16 protein-coding genes and 1 pseudogene are annotated in these 17,898 nt (G+C 39.7%); 14 read left to right on the forward strand and 3 right to left on the reverse strand.

The genetic code is table 11. From position 1 onward, the window contains the following. The 4 genes and pseudogenes from BMZ31_RS20250 to BMZ31_RS06635 all read left to right on the forward strand — a co-directional run. Window positions 1-999: pseudogene (locus BMZ31_RS20250) on the forward strand (hypothetical protein); the annotation flags it as partial. Further along, entirely contained in the window at window positions 968-1,969 is a 1,002-nt protein-coding gene (locus tag BMZ31_RS06625; RefSeq protein ID WP_090970870.1) for a hypothetical protein, read from the forward strand. The pseudogene BMZ31_RS20250 and the gene BMZ31_RS06625, both read left to right, overlap by 32 nt. 107 nt (window positions 1,970-2,076) lie before the next feature. After that, entirely contained in the window at window positions 2,077-2,817 is a 741-nt protein-coding gene (locus BMZ31_RS06630; protein ID WP_175478019.1) for a YhcN/YlaJ family sporulation lipoprotein, read from the forward strand. Window positions 2,818-3,032: 215 nt separating this feature from the next. Then, window positions 3,033-3,560: a BofC C-terminal domain-containing protein gene (locus tag BMZ31_RS06635; RefSeq protein WP_090831383.1), complete on the forward strand. Its 528-nt coding sequence runs from the start codon at window positions 3,033-3,035 to the stop codon at window positions 3,558-3,560. A 42-nt stretch (window positions 3,561-3,602) separates the two neighbouring features. Here the strand turns inward: BMZ31_RS06635 and BMZ31_RS06640 are convergent, their stop codons facing one another. Continuing rightward, on the reverse strand, window positions 3,603-4,127 hold the full coding sequence (locus BMZ31_RS06640) for an endonuclease (protein ID WP_090830941.1): 525 nt from the start codon (window positions 4,125-4,127) through the stop codon (window positions 3,603-3,605). A 135-nt stretch (window positions 4,128-4,262) separates the two neighbouring features. On the opposite strand from BMZ31_RS06640, the gene ruvA reads away from it, so the two are divergent. The 5 genes from ruvA (at window position 4,263) to yajC (ending at window position 8,639) form a co-directional block, all read left to right on the forward strand. Continuing rightward, window positions 4,263-4,871 (forward strand): Holliday junction branch migration protein RuvA, encoded by a 609-nt coding sequence (ruvA, locus tag BMZ31_RS06645; protein WP_090830942.1) that lies wholly within the window; start codon window positions 4,263-4,265, stop codon window positions 4,869-4,871. A gap of 11 nt (window positions 4,872-4,882) precedes the next feature. Then, window positions 4,883-5,887, forward strand: a complete 1,005-nt coding sequence (gene ruvB / locus BMZ31_RS06650) for a Holliday junction branch migration DNA helicase RuvB (protein WP_090830943.1) — start codon at window positions 4,883-4,885, stop codon at window positions 5,885-5,887. 44 nt (window positions 5,888-5,931) lie between these two features. Further along, window positions 5,932-6,960, forward strand: coding sequence for a tRNA preQ1(34) S-adenosylmethionine ribosyltransferase-isomerase QueA (gene queA, locus BMZ31_RS06655; protein ID WP_090830944.1), 1,029 nt, complete (start codon window positions 5,932-5,934; stop codon window positions 6,958-6,960). A 223-nt stretch (window positions 6,961-7,183) separates the two neighbouring features. Next, window positions 7,184-8,323, forward strand: coding sequence for a tRNA guanosine(34) transglycosylase Tgt (gene tgt / locus BMZ31_RS06660; RefSeq protein ID WP_090830945.1), 1,140 nt, complete (start codon window positions 7,184-7,186; stop codon window positions 8,321-8,323). Window positions 8,324-8,351: 28 nt separating this feature from the next. After that, on the forward strand, window positions 8,352-8,639 hold the full coding sequence (gene yajC / locus BMZ31_RS06665; protein WP_090830946.1) for a preprotein translocase subunit YajC: 288 nt from the start codon (window positions 8,352-8,354) through the stop codon (window positions 8,637-8,639). Between the two features lie 52 nt (window positions 8,640-8,691). On the opposite strand, the gene BMZ31_RS06670 is transcribed toward yajC, so the two are convergent. Further along, entirely contained in the window at window positions 8,692-9,081 is a 390-nt protein-coding gene (locus BMZ31_RS06670) for a TIGR04086 family membrane protein (protein WP_090830947.1), read from the reverse strand. Window positions 9,082-9,303: 222 nt separating this feature from the next. Here BMZ31_RS06670 and BMZ31_RS06675 point away from each other — a divergent pair, with 222 nt between their 5' ends. Next, a complete protein-coding gene (locus BMZ31_RS06675; RefSeq protein ID WP_090830948.1) occupies window positions 9,304-9,963 on the forward strand; it encodes a DUF421 domain-containing protein in 660 nt (219 codons plus the stop codon). A 30-nt stretch (window positions 9,964-9,993) separates the two neighbouring features. Here BMZ31_RS06675 and spoVB read toward each other — a convergent pair whose 3' ends face one another. Further along, window positions 9,994-11,556, reverse strand: coding sequence for a stage V sporulation protein B (gene spoVB, locus BMZ31_RS06680; RefSeq protein WP_090830949.1), 1,563 nt, complete (start codon window positions 11,554-11,556; stop codon window positions 9,994-9,996). Window positions 11,557-11,690: 134 nt separating this feature from the next. Between spoVB and BMZ31_RS06685 the strand changes: the two genes are divergently transcribed. The 4 genes from BMZ31_RS06685 (at window position 11,691) to BMZ31_RS06700 (ending at window position 17,813) form a co-directional block, all read left to right on the forward strand. Then, a complete protein-coding gene (locus tag BMZ31_RS06685; RefSeq protein WP_090830950.1) occupies window positions 11,691-11,987 on the forward strand; it encodes a post-transcriptional regulator in 297 nt (98 codons plus the stop codon). Window positions 11,988-12,123: 136 nt separating this feature from the next. After that, the gene (gene secDF, locus BMZ31_RS06690; protein ID WP_090830951.1) at window positions 12,124-14,388 is read left to right on the forward strand and encodes a protein translocase subunit SecDF; all 2,265 of its coding nucleotides are present in this window, start codon (window positions 12,124-12,126) and stop codon (window positions 14,386-14,388) included. A 561-nt stretch (window positions 14,389-14,949) separates the two neighbouring features. Then, on the forward strand, window positions 14,950-17,310 hold the full coding sequence (gene recJ, locus BMZ31_RS06695; RefSeq protein ID WP_090830952.1) for a single-stranded-DNA-specific exonuclease RecJ: 2,361 nt from the start codon (window positions 14,950-14,952) through the stop codon (window positions 17,308-17,310). After that, the gene (locus BMZ31_RS06700) at window positions 17,301-17,813 is read left to right on the forward strand and encodes an adenine phosphoribosyltransferase (protein WP_090830953.1); all 513 of its coding nucleotides are present in this window, start codon (window positions 17,301-17,303) and stop codon (window positions 17,811-17,813) included. The genes recJ and BMZ31_RS06700 overlap by 10 nt, the downstream gene beginning before the upstream one ends. Window positions 17,814-17,898 lie beyond the last annotated feature (85 nt).

Below are 17,898 nucleotides of genomic sequence, written 5' to 3' on the forward strand. Positions count from 1 at the left end.
CAAATGCCGCAAATGGGTCAAATGCCGCAAATGGGTCAAATGCCGCAAATGGGCCAGATGCCGCAAATGGGTCAGATGCCAAGCCAAGGTTTCATGGACTATATGAATAGGTTGGAACAAGCAACATTACAACCGATCCAACAACAGCCCGCACAGCAAATGCCTGCTGCGGATGTCCAAGAGCCAAGTATGCCGCAATTACCACAAACAGCTCCAGCAGCACAGCCAGTAATGGGTATCCAAGATAATTGTTTCCCTGTTTCTCCAGTAATGCCTGGGCCTGGAATGGGATTTGGACCAATGGGTGCACCGTTTGCGCCAAGTCCATATGGTCAAATGGGGTATTTCCCGCAAGCGGAAAGTGGTATGGAGTCCTCTGATATGTTGCCAATGCAAGGCGGAATGCCAATGCAAGGTGGAATGCCAATGCAAGGCGGAATGCCAATGCAAGGTGGAATGCCAATGCAAGGTGGAATGCCAATGCAGGGTGGAATGCCAATGCAAGGCGGAATGCCAATGCAGGGTGGAATGCCAATGCAAGGTGGAATGCCAATGCAGGGTGGAATGCCAATGCAAGGCAGAATACCGATGCAAGGTGGAATGCCAATGCAGGGTGGATACCCGATGCAAGGTGGAATGCCAATGCAGGGTGGATACCCGATGCAAGGCGGAATGCCAATGCAAGGAGGATACCCGATGCAAGGCGGAATGCCAATGCAGGGTGGAATGCCAATGCAAGGTAATCAGGATGATTGTGGATGTGGAGGACCTGAAATGCCAAATCTACAAGGTCAACAGGTTCAACAAGGCCCTGGGCAACAGCTTCCACAAAGTCAACAAAATTTCATCCCACCAACACCGCCGATCTATGCTCCACCATTCGGTCAAATGAATATGCCACAGCCTCCTTTCCTAAATCAATATGGCATGCCTGCTCAAGGTGGAAACACCTATCAAATGCCACGATATGATGACGAAAGCAGTGATTACGGCGTTTAAAAATGGAGGAGACGATAAGTATTACTTTCGTCTCCTCTCTTACTTAAAAAAACACTTTTTAGAAAGAATTATTAGATTAACACCTTTAAGAGGTGCTGTATATTACCTAGAAACACCTTCCCGTCCCATGATCTTAAAAGGATATTCTTCATATGCGAAGTTATCTCTGCAGGAAAATTTCACGGAAACATTAAAGAAAGAAGGATTTGATCATACCTATTCGTTCTTACGAGATGTTTCAGACGAACCACTTTATTTTGAGGGACTATTTTTCGGATGCATAGAATATTTTCAAGCAGATAAACGCCCCTTCCAGTTCGATTCACAAACCAACAGAAAAGCTGGGCTTAAAATCCTAAACAAATTTCACACCATCACCGCAAGCTTTGTACACAGTTATAAAGAGCTTATTCCTGTTTATAATATTGAACAAAAATGGAAAGACAGAACTTCACAATTTATTAAAAATATCCCTATGATTCAATATTTCCTTGGAAGAGAACAAATTGACGAAATCGTAAATTGGGCGGATTGGTCTCTGGAGGGGATGGAAAAGTGCAATATAGATTTTGCCGAGGAGCCTTATACGATTTTGCACGGAGATTTGGCACATCACAATTTTTTTAGAACATATGAAGGTGAATTAAAGCTGATTGACTTTGATCTGATCAGCATTGGTCCAAAAATTATTGATCATTTGCAATATGCTAATCGGATAATGCCATTTCTAAGTTGGAAAATCAATTCTCTTTTTAAATATAAGTACATGAAGGACTATGTAAACTCACATGGGTTTTTATATGCGATAGGCTATCCAACAGATTTATTGAGGGAATGGAACAGGCTGATAAGAGAAAAGAGCTATGATGACGAGCGGAAGATGAAATATACTTTAGAACTCACAGTACAGCAATTTTACTTAAGGAAGCAATTCATAAAGGATCTAAAGCGTCAAATACGTTCCTTATAAATGTTGATGGGTTGGTCTTAAATTCCTGCATGATTACCCCCATTTACCGGCAACCTAAGATTGAGCACGTTTTAGTGCTTAAACATGCAGTAAAGGGGGTAATCAGCTTGAATTATAAAAAGTATTTTGTGCCAGCATCTGCAATTTTGACACTTTGTCTTGCGGGATGTGGAGATAAAAATTCAGCCCAGGATCGATACTCTGATACGGCCCAACCGATGGGGTACTATTCCAATGAGGATCATCAAAAAAGTGGCGGAAATGCCAGAATGCTTGATGATAACGATGGTGCGATTACTGAGATGCTCGATCACTCCGCTGGAGATGAAAGTAACAATGTTCGGAACCGTGAACTAAAAGCCATGCAAAATAGAGATGAAAATGGAAATCCGATAAATCCTACAAAACCATATGCTAAGAGGGATAGGAATTTCTTTGCACACGATAATCGATATCAGGATAGTGATCTTAATTATCATGGCCATTTAAATACAGCAGGACATGCTCCAGAAACAAATCAGTATAATGCTGATCTTTCGGAACGAATAGAGAGATCTGTAGATCGTGTAGAGAATGTTGAGGATGTTCGAGCAGTTGTATATGGTGATGATGTTCTTGTTGCAGCAAAGCTTATGAATAACAACAATGAAAAAGAAACGATTCGAGCAATAAAAAAAGAAACAAGTGCGTTGGTGTCAGGTAGAAATATAAAGGTTGCAACAGATGAAAAAACATACATCCGGATCGCAACAATGGATAAGGATCTTAAAGTGAAAAATATAAAAACAACAACGAATGATCGACTGAGAAGATTGTTTCAGGAACCAGGGGATAACTGGACAGATTAAGAATGGAAGCAAAGCGGTGACCGCTTTGCTTTTTCTAATTAATAATCGCTCCTTATTCGATTTGTGAAATTTCTAAGGATTTATAAAGTAATTGTTTATGCCCTTTTCTTTTTTTATAGGATAATTTTCTATTAATCGTTAACAATATGAATGGAAAGTATTCCAATATCCAATTGTTAAAGAGGTGATCATGTATGAGAGTCCTCCCAACGAAAATGTTTTGGGCTATCCTGTTTTTGACTGTCATACTCTCTACGTTTCCAAATCACAGTCTTTTAGAGTTAAAGGTAGCTGCGGCAAAATACGATGAAACAAATAGGCAGCAACAGCCATCTGAAGCATTTCAAATAGAACTTGTCTTAGAGAGAATCTATCTTGACGGGGAAATAAGTCAAGAAACTGTTGTAGAAACGGTATACTCTATGGATGAATTCTGGGCAAAATACGATCAGTGGCAGATTATGGATATGGGAAAAGCGAAGTTTGTAATGAGAAAGTATGAAGATGATATATCTCCGTTATTGAAAACGAATGGATACTTTGGAATCACAAATGATGGAACACTATCTATTTTCAATGGGAAACCGCACGAATACAATATCATTCAATCTTTCTTCCAGATAGACATAAAAAAATTAGAAAGCAAGAAGCAATCCGAAATTTTACAGGGGATACCGATCAAAACGAAAGATAAGTATGAAGAAGTACTTGAGACTTTCAAAGTATATTCAACCTATGAATAGATGCAAAAAAGACCAGTCAATTGACTGGTCTTTTTTACTAAATTATTTTGTAGCGCCTGTTACAACATACTTACCGTCTTTTAATTCAACAGTGTATGTAAAACCGCCAGATTGTTTGATTGTTGCTTTGTTAGCATCGCCTTCAACAGTTACATCTGCTAACTTTGTTTCAAGAAGAGATGGTGTGAAGTATGGATCAGCTTTCACAATTACTTGGCCTTCAGCAGTCTTTTCGCCTGTAGCATAGTAAGTGTAGATTTGTTTTGCAACTTCTTCACTGTAGTAGTTAGATAAGAACTTAACAGCAGCAGCTTCGTCAGCAAAACTTGCAGCAAGGATTGGAGTTGTTTCGTCAGCAGCAACATCATGTGCGAAAACATCGTTTACTTTGCCTTCAGCGATACGCGCAGCGTTGTAAACTTTAGATTTCACTTGATCCGTTAATGCAGCTGTGTCTTCTTTCTTTTCTTCTTTCGGCTTGTCAGCTTTTTCTTCTTTTTCAGCTGAGCAACCAACTACTGAGAACATAAGTGTGAAAATTGCTAATAATGCTAATAATTTTTTCATTTCTCTCTACCCCCGTCAGAATATTTCAACCTTTCTTATTATAAATAAATTCTGTCTATAATTGCAACTATTTTCTTATTAATGGACAAAATTATATGATAGAATGAGGTACAGCAAAATTGAGGAGAGAACGCCTTGTTTGAATTTATTAAAGGAACGGTCGAGTTTATCGGACCAGAATATATTGTGATCGAAAATAACGACATAGGATATCAAATTGCAACTCCAAATCCTTTTGTCTTTTCAGGAAAAATTGGTTCCCGCGTTCATATTTTTACTTATCATTATGTAAGGGAAGACATCATTGCCTTATATGGTTTTGAAACAAGAGAGGAAAAGACCCTTTTTACCAAGCTATTGAATGTGTCTGGAATTGGCCCTAAAGGTGCATTGGCAATCCTTGCTTCAGGAGAACCAGAGCAGGTTGTCCAGGCAATTGAAAATGAAGACGAAGCTTTTCTTGTCAAGTTTCCGGGAGTTGGTAAAAAGACGGCCAGACAAATGATTCTTGATTTGAAAGGGAAGTTGCAAAATATTGTCCCTGACTTCTTTCCAAATCTATTCAATAACGACACTATTGAGAAAAAATCTGTTCAGGAAAATGATTTTGAAGAAGCATTGCTAGCGTTAAAAGCGCTCGGATATTCTGAAAAAGAAATCAAGAAAATCGCTCCTGACTTAAGAAAAGAAAAAATGTCGACCGATCAGTATATTAAAAAGGCCTTGCAGAGGCTTTTGAAATAAGGTGAGTATATATGGATGACCGTATTGTTTCAAAAGAAGCTGATATGAATGAAATTAGCTTTGAACAAAGCCTGCGTCCGCAAAACTTAAAACAATATATTGGACAGGATAAAGTTAAAGAGAATCTTACTATCTTTATTGAAGCGGCAAAGATGCGTCAAGAAACGCTTGATCACGTATTGCTTTATGGACCGCCTGGACTTGGAAAGACAACACTTGCAACCATTATCGCCAATGAGATGAGCGTAAACATCCGTACTACTTCAGGTCCTGCTATTGAGAGACCAGGAGACTTAGCGGCGATCTTAACAGCTCTAGAGCCCGGAGATGTGCTTTTTATTGATGAAATTCATCGTCTGCCAAGGTCAATAGAAGAAGTTCTATATCCTGCCATGGAAGATTTCTGCTTGGATATTGTAATAGGCAAGGGACCCACGGCAAGATCTGTCCGCCTTGATTTGCCTCCATTTACTTTGGTGGGAGCTACAACAAGAGCGGGTTCTTTATCTGCGCCACTCCGGGATCGATTTGGAGTTTTAAGCAGGCTCGAGTATTATAAGGAAGACCAGTTAAAAAGTATCATTGTAAGAACCGCAGAGCTTTTAGACACTGAAATTGATCTACAGGCAGCTGCCGAAATTGCTAGAAGGTCGCGAGGAACTCCGCGTATCGCCAATCGACTCTTAAGAAGGGTACGAGATTTTGCTCAAGTAAAAGGCAATGGCATCGTAGATATCGGACTTGCTCAAGAAGCATTAGAGAGGCTTCAAGTAGATAAATTAGGACTAGATCATATCGATCAAAAACTTTTATTAGGCATAATTGAAAGATTCCGAGGGGGGCCAGTGGGACTTGAAACCATTGCCGCTACCATTGGGGAAGAAGCAGAAACTATTGAAGATGTATATGAACCATATTTACTTCAAATTGGTTTTCTTCAGCGAACTCCGAGGGGAAGAATTGTCACTCCTGACGTTTATCGTCATTTTAAGATGGAAGTGCCATTTGAATCATAGTCAACTCAACTACTGCTAAATAACATAAAAGATAGGGTGTAAGTATGAAGGTAGATTTATTTGATTTTCATTTGCCTGAAGAGCTGATTGCCCAGGTTCCATTGGAGAACCGGACAGACAGCCGTCTTATGGTAATTAATAAGGAAACAGGTGAACTTGAACACGAAAACTTTAATAGTATTAAAAAGCACTTGAGAAAAGGTGATTGCCTCGTATTGAACGATACGAGAGTTTTGCCTGCAAGATTGTTTGGAATGAAAGAAGACACTGGTGCAAAAATTGAAGTCCTCTTGCTAAAGCAGCAAGAAGGAGACCAATGGGAAACTCTCATAAAACCTGCCAAGAGAGTAAAAGTCGGAACCAAGGTAATTTTTGGAGATGGTCTATTAACGGCCGTTTGTACGGATGTTTCCGATCAAGGTGGTCGAGTATTGGAATTTCAATACAATGGCATTTTCTATGAGGTTCTGGAAAAATTAGGAGAAATGCCTTTACCTCCATACATAAAGGAACAATTGGATGATAAAGATCGTTATCAAACCGTATTTGCTAGGGAAAGAGGATCTGCAGCAGCACCGACAGCCGGTCTGCATTTTACAGAGGAACTACTGGAAGAGCTAAAGGAAATGGGTGTTCATATTGCGTTCATTACACTTCATGTCGGATTGGGTACTTTCCGTCCAGTGAGTGTTGACAACGTTCTTGAGCATGATATGCATTCGGAATTCTATATGGTTTCAGAAGGTACGGCAAGATTATTGAATGAAGTACGTGGAGATGGTGGCAGAATCATCACAGTAGGTACAACGTCAACCCGCACTCTTGAAACGATTGCCACAGCTAATGACGGTACATTTGTTGCTGGAAGCGGCTGGACAAATATTTTCATCTATCCTGGATATGAATTTAAGGCTATTGATGGGATGATTACGAATTTTCATCTGCCAAGATCGACTTTGATTATGCTGGTTAGTGCATTGGCAGGAAGAGAAAACATACTGCATGCATACACGACAGCAGTAGAAGAACGTTATCGCTTTTTCAGCTTTGGAGATGCAATGCTCATAATTTAAGGCTGTTTTCGCACTGATTGTTGCTTTTCGGATGCTACTTTCATCCCGCATTCTTTATGGCTTCGGGGCTCTTTTCGAGTAGTTGCTGACCCAAGAATTCATTAAAAATAGTAAAAATCCAGAAGCCGATTTTTACTTTTGCTTGTGAAAACAACAAAGTTTACGAAAAGAGCCTAATTTAATTAATAGGACAACCATGTAAGTACGGAAGGAGAAATATGCTTTGACAGCTATTCGCTATGAATTAATTAAAACTTGTAAACAAACCGGTGCACGTTTGGGAAGGGTACACACTCCCCACGGATCATTTGAAACACCAGTATTTATGCCGGTTGGTACACTTGCTACTGTTAAGACCATGTCCCCTGAGGATCTAGTAAACATGGGTGCAGGCATCATTCTAAGTAACACTTATCATTTATGGCTTAGACCTGGACATGAAATTATCGGTGAAGCTGGCGGCTTACACAAATTCATGAATTGGGATCGCGCAATCTTAACAGATTCTGGCGGTTTCCAAGTATTTAGCTTAAGTGAGTTCCGAAGAATCGAAGAAGAGGGAGTACATTTCCGTAACCATCTGAATGGGGATAAGCTTTTCCTTTCTCCAGAGAAAGCGATGGAAATTCAAAATGCTTTGGGCTCAGACATTATGATGGCATTTGATGAGTGTCCACCTTTCCCTGCAACACATGAATATATGTTGAAGTCGGTAGAACGTACATCCAGATGGGCTGAGAGGTGTCTGGAAGGCCACAAACGTCCAAACGATCAAGGGCTATTTGGTATTGTACAAGGTGGAGAATACGAAGATTTACGTAAATTGAGTGCAAAGGATTTAGTATCAATGGATTTCCCTGGTTACGCAATCGGCGGACTTTCGGTTGGAGAACCAAAGGACATCATGAATCGAGTCCTAGAATTCACGACACCATTACTTCCATCAAATAAACCAAGATATTTGATGGGGGTTGGGTCTCCTGATTCACTAATCGATGGAGCAATCAGAGGCGTAGACATGTTTGACTGCGTATTGCCAAGCCGAATCGCACGTAACGGTACATTAATGACTAGCAATGGTCGCCTTGTAGTTAAAAATGCTAAGTATGCACGTGATTTTGGTCCGATTGATGAAAATTGTGATTGCTACACTTGCAAAAATTACAGCAGAGCATATATCCGTCACTTAATCCGTTGTGAAGAAACATTCGGTATTAGATTAACAACTTACCATAATCTTTATTTTCTGTTAAACTTAATGGAGCAAGTCCGTCAAGCGATCAGAGAAGACAGACTTGGTGATTTCAGAGAAGAATTTTTTGAGCAATATGGCTTTAACAAGCCAAATGCGAAAAATTTCTAATAGATACTTTTGAAAGGAGGGAAACAACATGGAAGGAATGTTAGGTACAGTAGGACCATTAATTTTGATGTTTGTTTTATTTTACTTCTTATTAATCCGTCCTCAACAAAAACGCCAAAAGTCTGTTCAACAAATGCAATCTGACCTAAAAAAAGGAGATAAGATTGTAACAATTGGAGGACTCCATGGATTCGTTGATGCAATTGATGAAGACAAAGTTGTCATCAAATGTGGAGATGGAAGCCGACTTACATACGACCGCGGTGCTATTCGTGAGGTAGTGGAAAGCGCGGGAGACAAGCTTGCTAAAGCTTAATCATTGCAAAAAAAAGGAAGCCGACTCGGCTTCCTTTTTTTTTATATTGATCTTAAATGGAATTTCTTGTATTAGAATTCATATTGACGCCTAGAATTCCACCCATCATACAGATTAGAATGTAGCAGACGTGATAAATGACCTGTTCAGTTGAGAAGAGCTCATCATATCCCAAATATTGAAACAGCAAAATAATAAACGAATAAGCTGTACCAGTTACTCCGCCTATCAGCCAGCCTTTATGTTTGCCTTTGCCTCCAGAGATGAATCCTCCGCCGAAAATTCCAACGAAAGATATTGCAGTTACAATGTAATGCAATGATCCTTCTTGCACTGAGGTAAACCTTAGAATTAAAGAGAATATGATACTGCTCACCATCGCAAAGAAGAAGATAGTTATTAATCCATAAAGAAGTGCTTTTCCAAATGTTTTTGATTCGATTGTTGATCTCCCCTCTCTTCTAGAGCGCTCAGGACTTTACAGAAATTTTCCCTTACGCAAAAACTTATCTTTGTACAAGCATATTCACTGTTGATAAAAATAGAATTATTTTTCGAATTATTTTATCGGCCGAAATTATCTGATGGGAAAATTTCCCTGAATGGTTCGTGTCATAAAAGCGGACATTATTACTGAATGCTAAAAAGCAGGGAGCGGGGGACTGTGGAAGAATATTTAATTATTACGATGCGTACATTATTTTTTTATGTACTGATCATTGCTATTTTCCGTCTCATGGGAAAGAGGGAAATTGGAGAGTTAAGTGTTCTAGATCTTGTCGTCTTTATCATGATTGCTGAGTTGGCGGTAGTAGGAATCGAAAATGGTGCGGAAACAAAAATTCTACATACCCTTCTTCCTATGGGAATCTTAATGCTCGTGCAAATCGTTTTGGCTCAAATATCACTGAAAAGTAAGAGATTCCGTGATTTAGTAGATGGTCAGCCGATTGTCATCATCAATCGGGGGAAGATTGATGAACATGCCATGAGGCAACAGCGATACAATTTTGATGATCTTCTTTTGCAACTAAGGGAAAAAGATATCAGAAATATTGCAGATGTGGAATTCGCGATTCTAGAGGCATCAGGAAAGCTATCCGTTTTTGAAAAAAAACATCGTGACATAGAACCCAGGGGTGATATGACGATCCCTCTTATTATCGATGGTGAAATCCAAGAGGGAAATCTTGAAAGGGTTCACAAAACGAATCTTGGACTTCGACAGGATCTCAGGGAACGAGGTTACCGGGACATCAAACAAATTTCTTTCTGCAGCTTTGAACATGGAAAGTACTTTATTGATTTGAAAGATGAAAAATAAGACACGCCAGCGCGTGTCTTTAGTTATTACCTACCTTATCGCAAGTTTTGATAATGGGCCGCCAATCCATGGAATTCTTTTGACTTCGTCCTTTTTTAACAAGCCGAATACGAATAGGAGGATTACATATGTAATCGTCATTCCAGCAATAGCTGCTAGAGCCTGGATTGCAAGATTTCCTTGTGCAGAAACGGTTTGAAAGATCCAATATCCAACATAGCCAGCTAATCCCATTACGAGAAAGCCTTTGATATATTCCATAAAATAAATTGTAAAGGTCACTTTTCGAAGGACGGTTGCAAAATGCAAAATCGTTACAAGAACGAACCCGGCGATAATGCCAAGTGCTGCACCGTGAATTCCAAATTGAGGCTGAGTCGCAAACATGAAGATGATTGCTATTTTAACAGCTGCTCCAATCAAACTGTTAATCATTGCTGCATTTGCTAGGTTGAGGGCCTGTAGTGCAGCCTGTAATGGACCTTGATAATAGTAAAAAATAAAGCATGGTGCCATGATTTTAATAAAATCGGAACCATTGGTTGAACCATACATTAAAAGCATTAATGGTTCAGCTAATACATAAAGGACGATGACGGCTAATCCACCGGTTAGAAATGAAAATCTTAGAGCTTGCTGTAAGCGGTGTTCGATAAGTCTTGAGTTGTTCATCGAGTTTGCTTCACTTATTGCCGGGACTAGGGAAGTAGCTAATGAGTAAGTGACGAATGAAGGGAGCATGAGCAAAGGTAAGGCATAACCAGTTAAAGCACCATATTGTTTTGTAGCAGCAGCAGCGGCTACTCCTGCTATGGCAAGACTATGAGAGACGACAATCGGTTCTAAGAACCAAGCGATAGAACCAATTGCTCGGCTTCCTGTCGTTGGCATCGCAACACTCATCAGTTCTTTAAAAGTTTCTTTACCAGAACTCACAAACTGAAAGAAACGGCTCCTTAGCTTGAATCGCTTTTTAATCTTAAAAGCAGTCATCAAATAAATAAGTGAGACTAATTCTCCGATTACAGATGAAAACATAGCTGCGGCAGCTGCATATTCAATACCGTATGGAAGAAACGCTTTCGTCATAACTGCGATAAGGGCAATGCGCACGACCTGCTCTAAAACCTGTGAATAAGCGGCAGGCTTCATGTTCTGACGTCCTTGAAAGTATCCTCGTAAGACGGAAGATACTGCAATGATTGGAACAACTGGAGCGATTGCCATTAATGGATAATATGTTCTTGGGTCTGTAAATAGTGTCTGCGCAAGATAAGGAGCTAAAAGTATCAGTGCTGGAGTGAATATGATGGATAATCCTATAGTCGTGGCTAATGAAACGACAAGGATTTTCTTGATTTTTCCGTAGTCCCCGGCAGCTTCAGCTTCAGCTACATTTTTAGAAATCGCAACAGGCAGACCGAGTTGAGTGATGGTGATGACTAGAATAAGGGTCGGAAATGCCATCATGAATAACCCGACGCCTTCTTCGCCAATAAACCTCGCAACAACGATTCGATTAATGAAACCTAACACTCTCGTGATCAAGCCCGCAATTAGTAATGTGACAGTTCCTTTTAAAAATTTAGACATACAACTTCCCACCTTCTCAAAATCGGCGTTATCATATACAATTAACTATATGCTTCAAGGTGGACAAAGCATGACAAGTACCGTTTCATTTTGATTCCCAATATGATTGATTCTTGGCGAGGGGGCGGCTGAATATGGAAATCGGCCATGAGTATGATGTTTTTTTTAGAGAAGTGAGACCTGCTTTATTGAGCAAGTTGGAAGAATTTCGCCTTCTTGGGTATGAAACTGTCACAGAGGTAGAACTTTGGGCATTCATGACGAAGAAGAAATGGAAAAAGAAGAATGAAGAAAAAAGTCTTCACTCAATCGTCCAAGATATTTTAGGTGTCAAAGTCAGCGACTACATAAGTTATGCAACCATCAAAGCTTTTAAAGAGACTGAATTTTCAATGGATGATAAAGAAGAATGGAAAGAACTAATGAAATAATTTGAAAAATCAGGAAGAAGTTAAATTGACAGTTTTTATATCTTCTTTCATAATGTGAATATTGTAGCAAGCATCTTAATAGAGCCTTTGAGTGGTTCTATTGGACAGGCTTAAGCCTAAGGAGGATTCATACATAATGGTTAAACGTAGCAGAATCATAGCTTTCTTCCTCATCGTCTTACTTTTAGGCGGTTTAATGGGAGGAACAACGAAGAACATCTTGAATAACTTAAAGTTGGGGCTAGATCTCCAAGGTGGTTTTGAAATCTTGTATGAGGTTAAACCAGCTAAAAAAGGTCAAGTAATCGATCAAAAAACACTAGCTAGCACAGCTAAGGCTCTCGATAGGAGGATTAACGTCCTTGGTGTCAGCGAGCCGAATATTCAAATTGAAGGAAAGAATCGTATTCGTGTTCAACTTGCTGGTGTTAAAGATCAGAACAAAGCCCGTGAGATTCTTTCAACTGAAGCTAATCTGACTTTCCGTGATGCTAATGACAAAGTTAAGATGGACGGTACCGACCTTGTCGGAGGCGGGGCAAAGCAAACCTTCGATGAAAATGGTAAACCGAGTGTTAGCATTAAGCTGAAGGATGCGGATAAATTCCGTCAAGTGTCTGAAGATATTGTGAAGATGGCACCGAACAACGTTCTTGTCATCTGGTTAGATTTTGAAGAAGGTAAAGATTCATTCAAAAAAGAATCTGGAAGTCCGGATCCTAGATTTATTTCGGCTCCAACTGTAAGAGAAATCTTTAATCAAGACACTGTCTCGATTGTAGGGAACTTTACGGTTGAAGAAGCTACAACGTTATCGTCATTACTGAATGCAGGAGCACTTCCTGTAAAACTTAAAGAAGTTTATTCAACATCCGTTGGAGCAAAATTTGGGGAACAAGCGATGCATGATACGGTAATCGCCGGTTTAATTGGTGTTGCCATCATTTTCTTGTTCATGATCTTGTACTATCGCTTCCCGGGATTCGTTGCAGTTGTTACACTTTCAATCTACATTTACCTCATCTTGCTCATTTTTGACTGGATGAATGGGGTGCTTACGCTTCCTGGAATTGCCGCTATCATCCTCGGGGTTGGTATGGCTGTAGATGCAAATATTATTACGTATGAGCGGATTCGTGAAGAAATTAAAGTTGGCCGATCTATTAAATCTGCGTTTGAAGCAGGTAATAAAAACTCGTTCATGACGATTTTCGATGCGAATATCACAACGATTTTAACTGCTGCTGTACTTTTCTTCTATGGGACAAGTTCTGTAAAAGGATTCGCAACGATGCTGATTGTCAGCATTTTAGGAAGCTTTATCACAGCTGTGTACGGATCTAGACTATTATTAGGATTATGGGTAAACAGTCAATGGCTGAACAACAAGCCTACATGGTTCGGTGTGAAGAAAGCAGATGTTAAAGACATAGCTGAAAACTACGATACTCTAGATTTACCTACGAAATTCGACCGAATCGATTTTGCGAAAAGCAGAAATAAGTTCTTTGTTCTTTCTGCCATCTTGCTTGGAGCTGGTGCGATTATCTTGCTGATTTTCCGCCTAAACCTTGCGATTGATTTTACAAGCGGAACACGTGTTGAGGTCTTGTCTGAAAAACCATTAACTTCTGAAATAGTGAAAGCCGAAATAGAAAAGACTGGTCATAAAACAGAAGATATCGTCATTTCAGGAGATAATAACGATATCGCGGCGATGAGATTAAAAGGTGTTCTTAAGAAAGATGAAATTTCTGAGCTTAAGAAGGATTTTAGAGAGGCATTTGGCAATGAGCCAAACGTAAGCACCGTGTCTCCAACCATTGGTAAAGAACTTGCTAAAAATGCCTTTATTGCCGTGGTAATAGCATCTATCGGCATCATTATTTATGTAACATTGCGCTTTGAAATGTACATGGCCATTGCTGCCATTGCTTCATTGCTCCATGATGCTATATTTATGATTGTATTCTTCAGTATTACGAGACTTGAAGTCGACTTGAATTTCATCGCGGCTGTATTAACGATAGTTGGTTATTCGATTAATGATACGATCGTTACTTTTGACAGAATGCGTGAAAACATGCAGAAGAAAAAGAAAATCAAGTCTGTTGAAGACATTGAAGACATCGTTAATGTGAGTATTCGTCAAACGATTACTCGCTCAATCAACACTGTTCTTACCGTAGTAATTACAGTTGTTGCGATGCTTATTTTCGGAAGCGAAGCCATCCGTAATTTCTCCCTTGCATTATTAGTCGGACTTATTACAGGGGTGTATTCTTCTATCTTCATTGCCGCACAATTATGGCTTGTATTCAAAAAGAAAGAACTTAAGAAAAAAGGTGTTATTAACACTGTTAAAGAAAAACGTGTCTATAGCGACGAACCACAAGTCTAACCGCAGATTTTTCTGCGGTTTTTCTTTTTGGTAGGTTTCCGCTCCAATAAACTTCATTGATTATTGTTTGCTTTCACAAAGCTTATTTAATAAGGCTGTTTTCGTAAACTTTGTTGCTATTTAATAAATTGAAGTAGTGGTTGATTTCCGCTCCAGGATGCTAGCTTTCCGTGGACGAATTATGAAAAAGCCCTAATGCCGGCTTTTTCATGGGCAAATTCTTCTCGGGGCGGGCGGTGCGCGTTCGCGCCTGCGGGGTCTCACCTGTCCCGCTTGCTCTCACAGGACATGAAATGGCTCCCTTGAATGGACCCACGCACCAAGGAATTGCGATAGCACAAGGAATTCTTCCCTGAATTTACATCGCACGATATTATGCGATAGCATAATGGAGGATTTTCGAGGAGTCTAGCACCTTTTCGCTTCAATCAATTACTAGGTTTACTTTCACAAAAATTAATTCAAAAACAACAATCTTTTAGAAAAGAGCCATTAAAAATTTCTTCCATTGAATCGCCTTTTTGACTACTGTATAATAGGGAAGTCTAAGGGGTGAAACGTATGTTAAAGTCGAAAACAAGGTGGATTGTTCGCGAATCCATCGAAGATAAAGCTGAAACGCTTATGAATGAACTGAAAATCACACCTTTTGTTGCATCCATGCTTGTAAACCGCGGATTGGATACTGTTGATACTGCAAGGTATTTTTTATTTGGACAAGACTCTTTTCATGACCCTTATTTGTTAAAAGGAATGGATGCTGCAGTCGCAAGAATTCGTAAAGCGATTGAGCTTCAAGAGCCGATCCTCGTCTTTGGTGATTATGATGCTGATGGTGTAAGCTCTACAGTAGTTTTGATGACAGCACTTCGAGATTTAGGGGCCAATGCCCAATACTATATACCGAATCGATTTACAGAAGGATATGGACCGAATGAACCTGCTTTCAGGGCAGCTGCTGATAATGGTGTTCGCCTGATTATTACTGTTGATACAGGGATTTCTGCTTTACACGAGGCAGCGATTGCAAAGGAAATTGGTGTTGACCTTATTATTACCGACCACCATGAACCAGGTCCTCAGTTACCTGAGGCATTGGCAATCATCCATCCAAAATTGGAGGATAGCATCTACCCTTTTAAAGAACTTGCAGGAGTTGGGGTGGCATTCAAATTGGCACATGCCCTTTATGGTGAACTTCCTGAGCATTTGCTGGAAATTGCCGTAATAGGGACGATTGCAGATTTGGTTTCACTTAAGGATGAAAATAGAACAATTGCTAAAAGAGGAATCGAAAAGTTAAAAGGTACACAAAATATTGGCTTAAAGGCCATCCTTAAGCGAGCTGGAGTTGATATGACAAATATCAGCGAGGAGACAATTGGATTTACGATAGGTCCAAGAATCAATGCTGTTGGCAGGCTTGAAAACGCTGATATGGCTGTCGAACTCCTTTTGACTAATGATCGCGATGAAGCTGAAGCTCTTGCAGAAGAGATGGAAAACCTCAACAAAGAAAGACAAAACATCGTTAATACGATTACTGCCGAAGCCATCGAAATGGTAGAAAGAGACTTTCCAGTAGATCAAAACAAAGTCTTGGTAATCGGTAAGGCTGGATGGAACGCAGGCGTAATTGGAATTGTGGCATCTAGATTAGTTGATCGTTTCTATCGACCTACCATTGTCTTGAGCTTTGATGAAGAAAAGGGACTGGCGAAAGGTTCCGCACGTAGTATCGAAGGCTTTGACTTGTTTAAGAATCTATCTTTAAGCAGGGATATATTACCTCATTTTGGTGGACATCCAATGGCAGCGGGAATGACTTTGGAATTAGCGAATGTTCCTGAACTTCGATCACGATTGAACGAGCTTTGTGGTGAACAGCTTACTGAAAAAGATTTTGTACCAGTAACGATGCTTGATGGAGAAATCTCTCTCAAGGATATTAATCTATCTTCTTTGGCTGAGTTGAATTTGCTTGCACCTTATGGCATGGATAATCCAAAACCTAAAATTCTTATTCGCGATGCTGATATTTCAAGCATGAGGAAAATAGGCAGTGAGCAGAATCACCTTAAGTTGGCGCTTGCTGATGAGGGGAACGTTTTAGATGGTATCGGATTTGGACTCGGACCTTTGTTAGATCAAATTTCTCAGGCTTCGAAAGTGTCGGTAATTGGAGAGTTATCCATTAATGAGTGGAATAATATCCGCAAGCCGCAGATCTTTATCAAAGATGCAAAGGTTGAAACTTGGCAGCTATTTGATTATCGAGGTGTGAAAAGACTTAAATCTGTATTGGATACAATGCCATCGCCAAGCACATTTATTTTTTTCCACAAGCAAAATGTAGAGAAGTATGCTGAATTGCTTGAAGGGGAAGTGCATCTATTGGAAAGTGAAAAGGATGCTACCGATTTGGAGATGGATGACTCGAATATCGTGCTTATGGATATGCCGCCGTCAAAAGCCTTTTTAACAAATCTATTCCTTGGGAAAAAACCTGCTAGAATATATGCTCTTTTCTTAAAAGAAGAAAGTGATTACTTTAGCACGATTCCTACTCGGGAACATTTTAGATGGTTCTATGCATTCTTGTCGAAAAATAGCCCGTTTGATTTAAAAAGTCGCGGAGATGACCTTGCAAAACATAAAGGTTGGTCCAGTGAGACAGTAAAATTTATGTCGAAGGTGTTTTTTGAATTAGATTTTGTTACAATAAAAAATGGATTAATTTCCTTGAATAAAGAAGCTTCAAAACGAGATTTAACAGATTCACCTACGTATCAACATAAACAGGAACAATATTCACTTGAAAATGACTTGCTCTATTCATCCTTTACGGATTTAAAGCAATTATTTGAACAAATCTTTCAAGTGTCGGTGGAAAATGAGGAGGCAATTGAGGAATGGATTTAAAACAGTACATCACAATCGTTGAAGATTGGCCGAAACCAGGTATTAAGTTTAAGGATATTACAACTTTAATGGATAATGGTGAAGCTTATAAATACGCAACAGATCAAATCGTTGCATATGCGCGTGAAAGACAAATCGACCTAGTCGTTGGTCCTGAAGCACGCGGCTTTATCATTGGCTGCCCAGTGGCTTATTCTTTAGGAGTAGGTTTCGCTCCTGTTCGTAAAGAAGGGAAGCTTCCTCGTGAAACAGTTAAGGTAAACTATGGTCTTGAGTACGGTTCTGACGTCTTAACGATTCATAAAGATGCAATCAAGCCAGGTCAACGTGTCCTTATTACAGATGACCTACTTGCAACTGGCGGCACAATCGATGCAACAATCAAACTTGTTGAAGAGTTGGGCGGAGTAGTAGCGGGAATTGCTTTCTTGATTGAATTAACTTACCTTGATGGCCGAGAAAAGCTTGACGGCTACGACATTCTTACATTAATGCAATACTAATTATTTGAGAGCACTCAAAAAGCTTGAGTGCTCTTTCTTTATACAATCCATTCAAAATTCGACAGTTTTCACTGTTTTCCATAAA

It is taken from the genome of Bacillus sp. cl95, from assembly GCF_900115925.1.
Classification (GTDB): domain Bacteria; phylum Bacillota; class Bacilli; order Bacillales; family Cytobacillaceae; genus Neobacillus_A.

Coding starts and splice junctions, on each gene's coding strand:
- BMZ31_RS06625 (WP_090970870.1), top strand. CDS start 968: ATGATGACGAAAGCAGTGATTACGGCGTTTAAAAATGGAGGAGACGAT.
- BMZ31_RS06635 (WP_090831383.1), top strand. CDS start 3,033: ATGTTTTGGGCTATCCTGTTTTTGACTGTCATACTCTCTACGTTTCCA.
- BMZ31_RS06640 (WP_090830941.1), bottom strand. CDS start 4,127: ATGAAAAAATTATTAGCATTATTAGCAATTTTCACACTTATGTTCTCA.
- ruvB (WP_090830943.1), top strand. CDS start 4,883: ATGGATGACCGTATTGTTTCAAAAGAAGCTGATATGAATGAAATTAGC.
- queA (WP_090830944.1), top strand. CDS start 5,932: ATGAAGGTAGATTTATTTGATTTTCATTTGCCTGAAGAGCTGATTGCC.
- yajC (WP_090830946.1), top strand. CDS start 8,352: ATGGAAGGAATGTTAGGTACAGTAGGACCATTAATTTTGATGTTTGTT.
- spoVB (WP_090830949.1), bottom strand. CDS start 11,556: ATGTCTAAATTTTTAAAAGGAACTGTCACATTACTAATTGCGGGCTTG.
- BMZ31_RS06685 (WP_090830950.1), top strand. CDS start 11,691: ATGGAAATCGGCCATGAGTATGATGTTTTTTTTAGAGAAGTGAGACCT.
- secDF (WP_090830951.1), top strand. CDS start 12,124: ATGGTTAAACGTAGCAGAATCATAGCTTTCTTCCTCATCGTCTTACTT.
- recJ (WP_090830952.1), top strand. CDS start 14,950: ATGTTAAAGTCGAAAACAAGGTGGATTGTTCGCGAATCCATCGAAGAT.
- BMZ31_RS06700 (WP_090830953.1), top strand. CDS start 17,301: ATGGATTTAAAACAGTACATCACAATCGTTGAAGATTGGCCGAAACCA.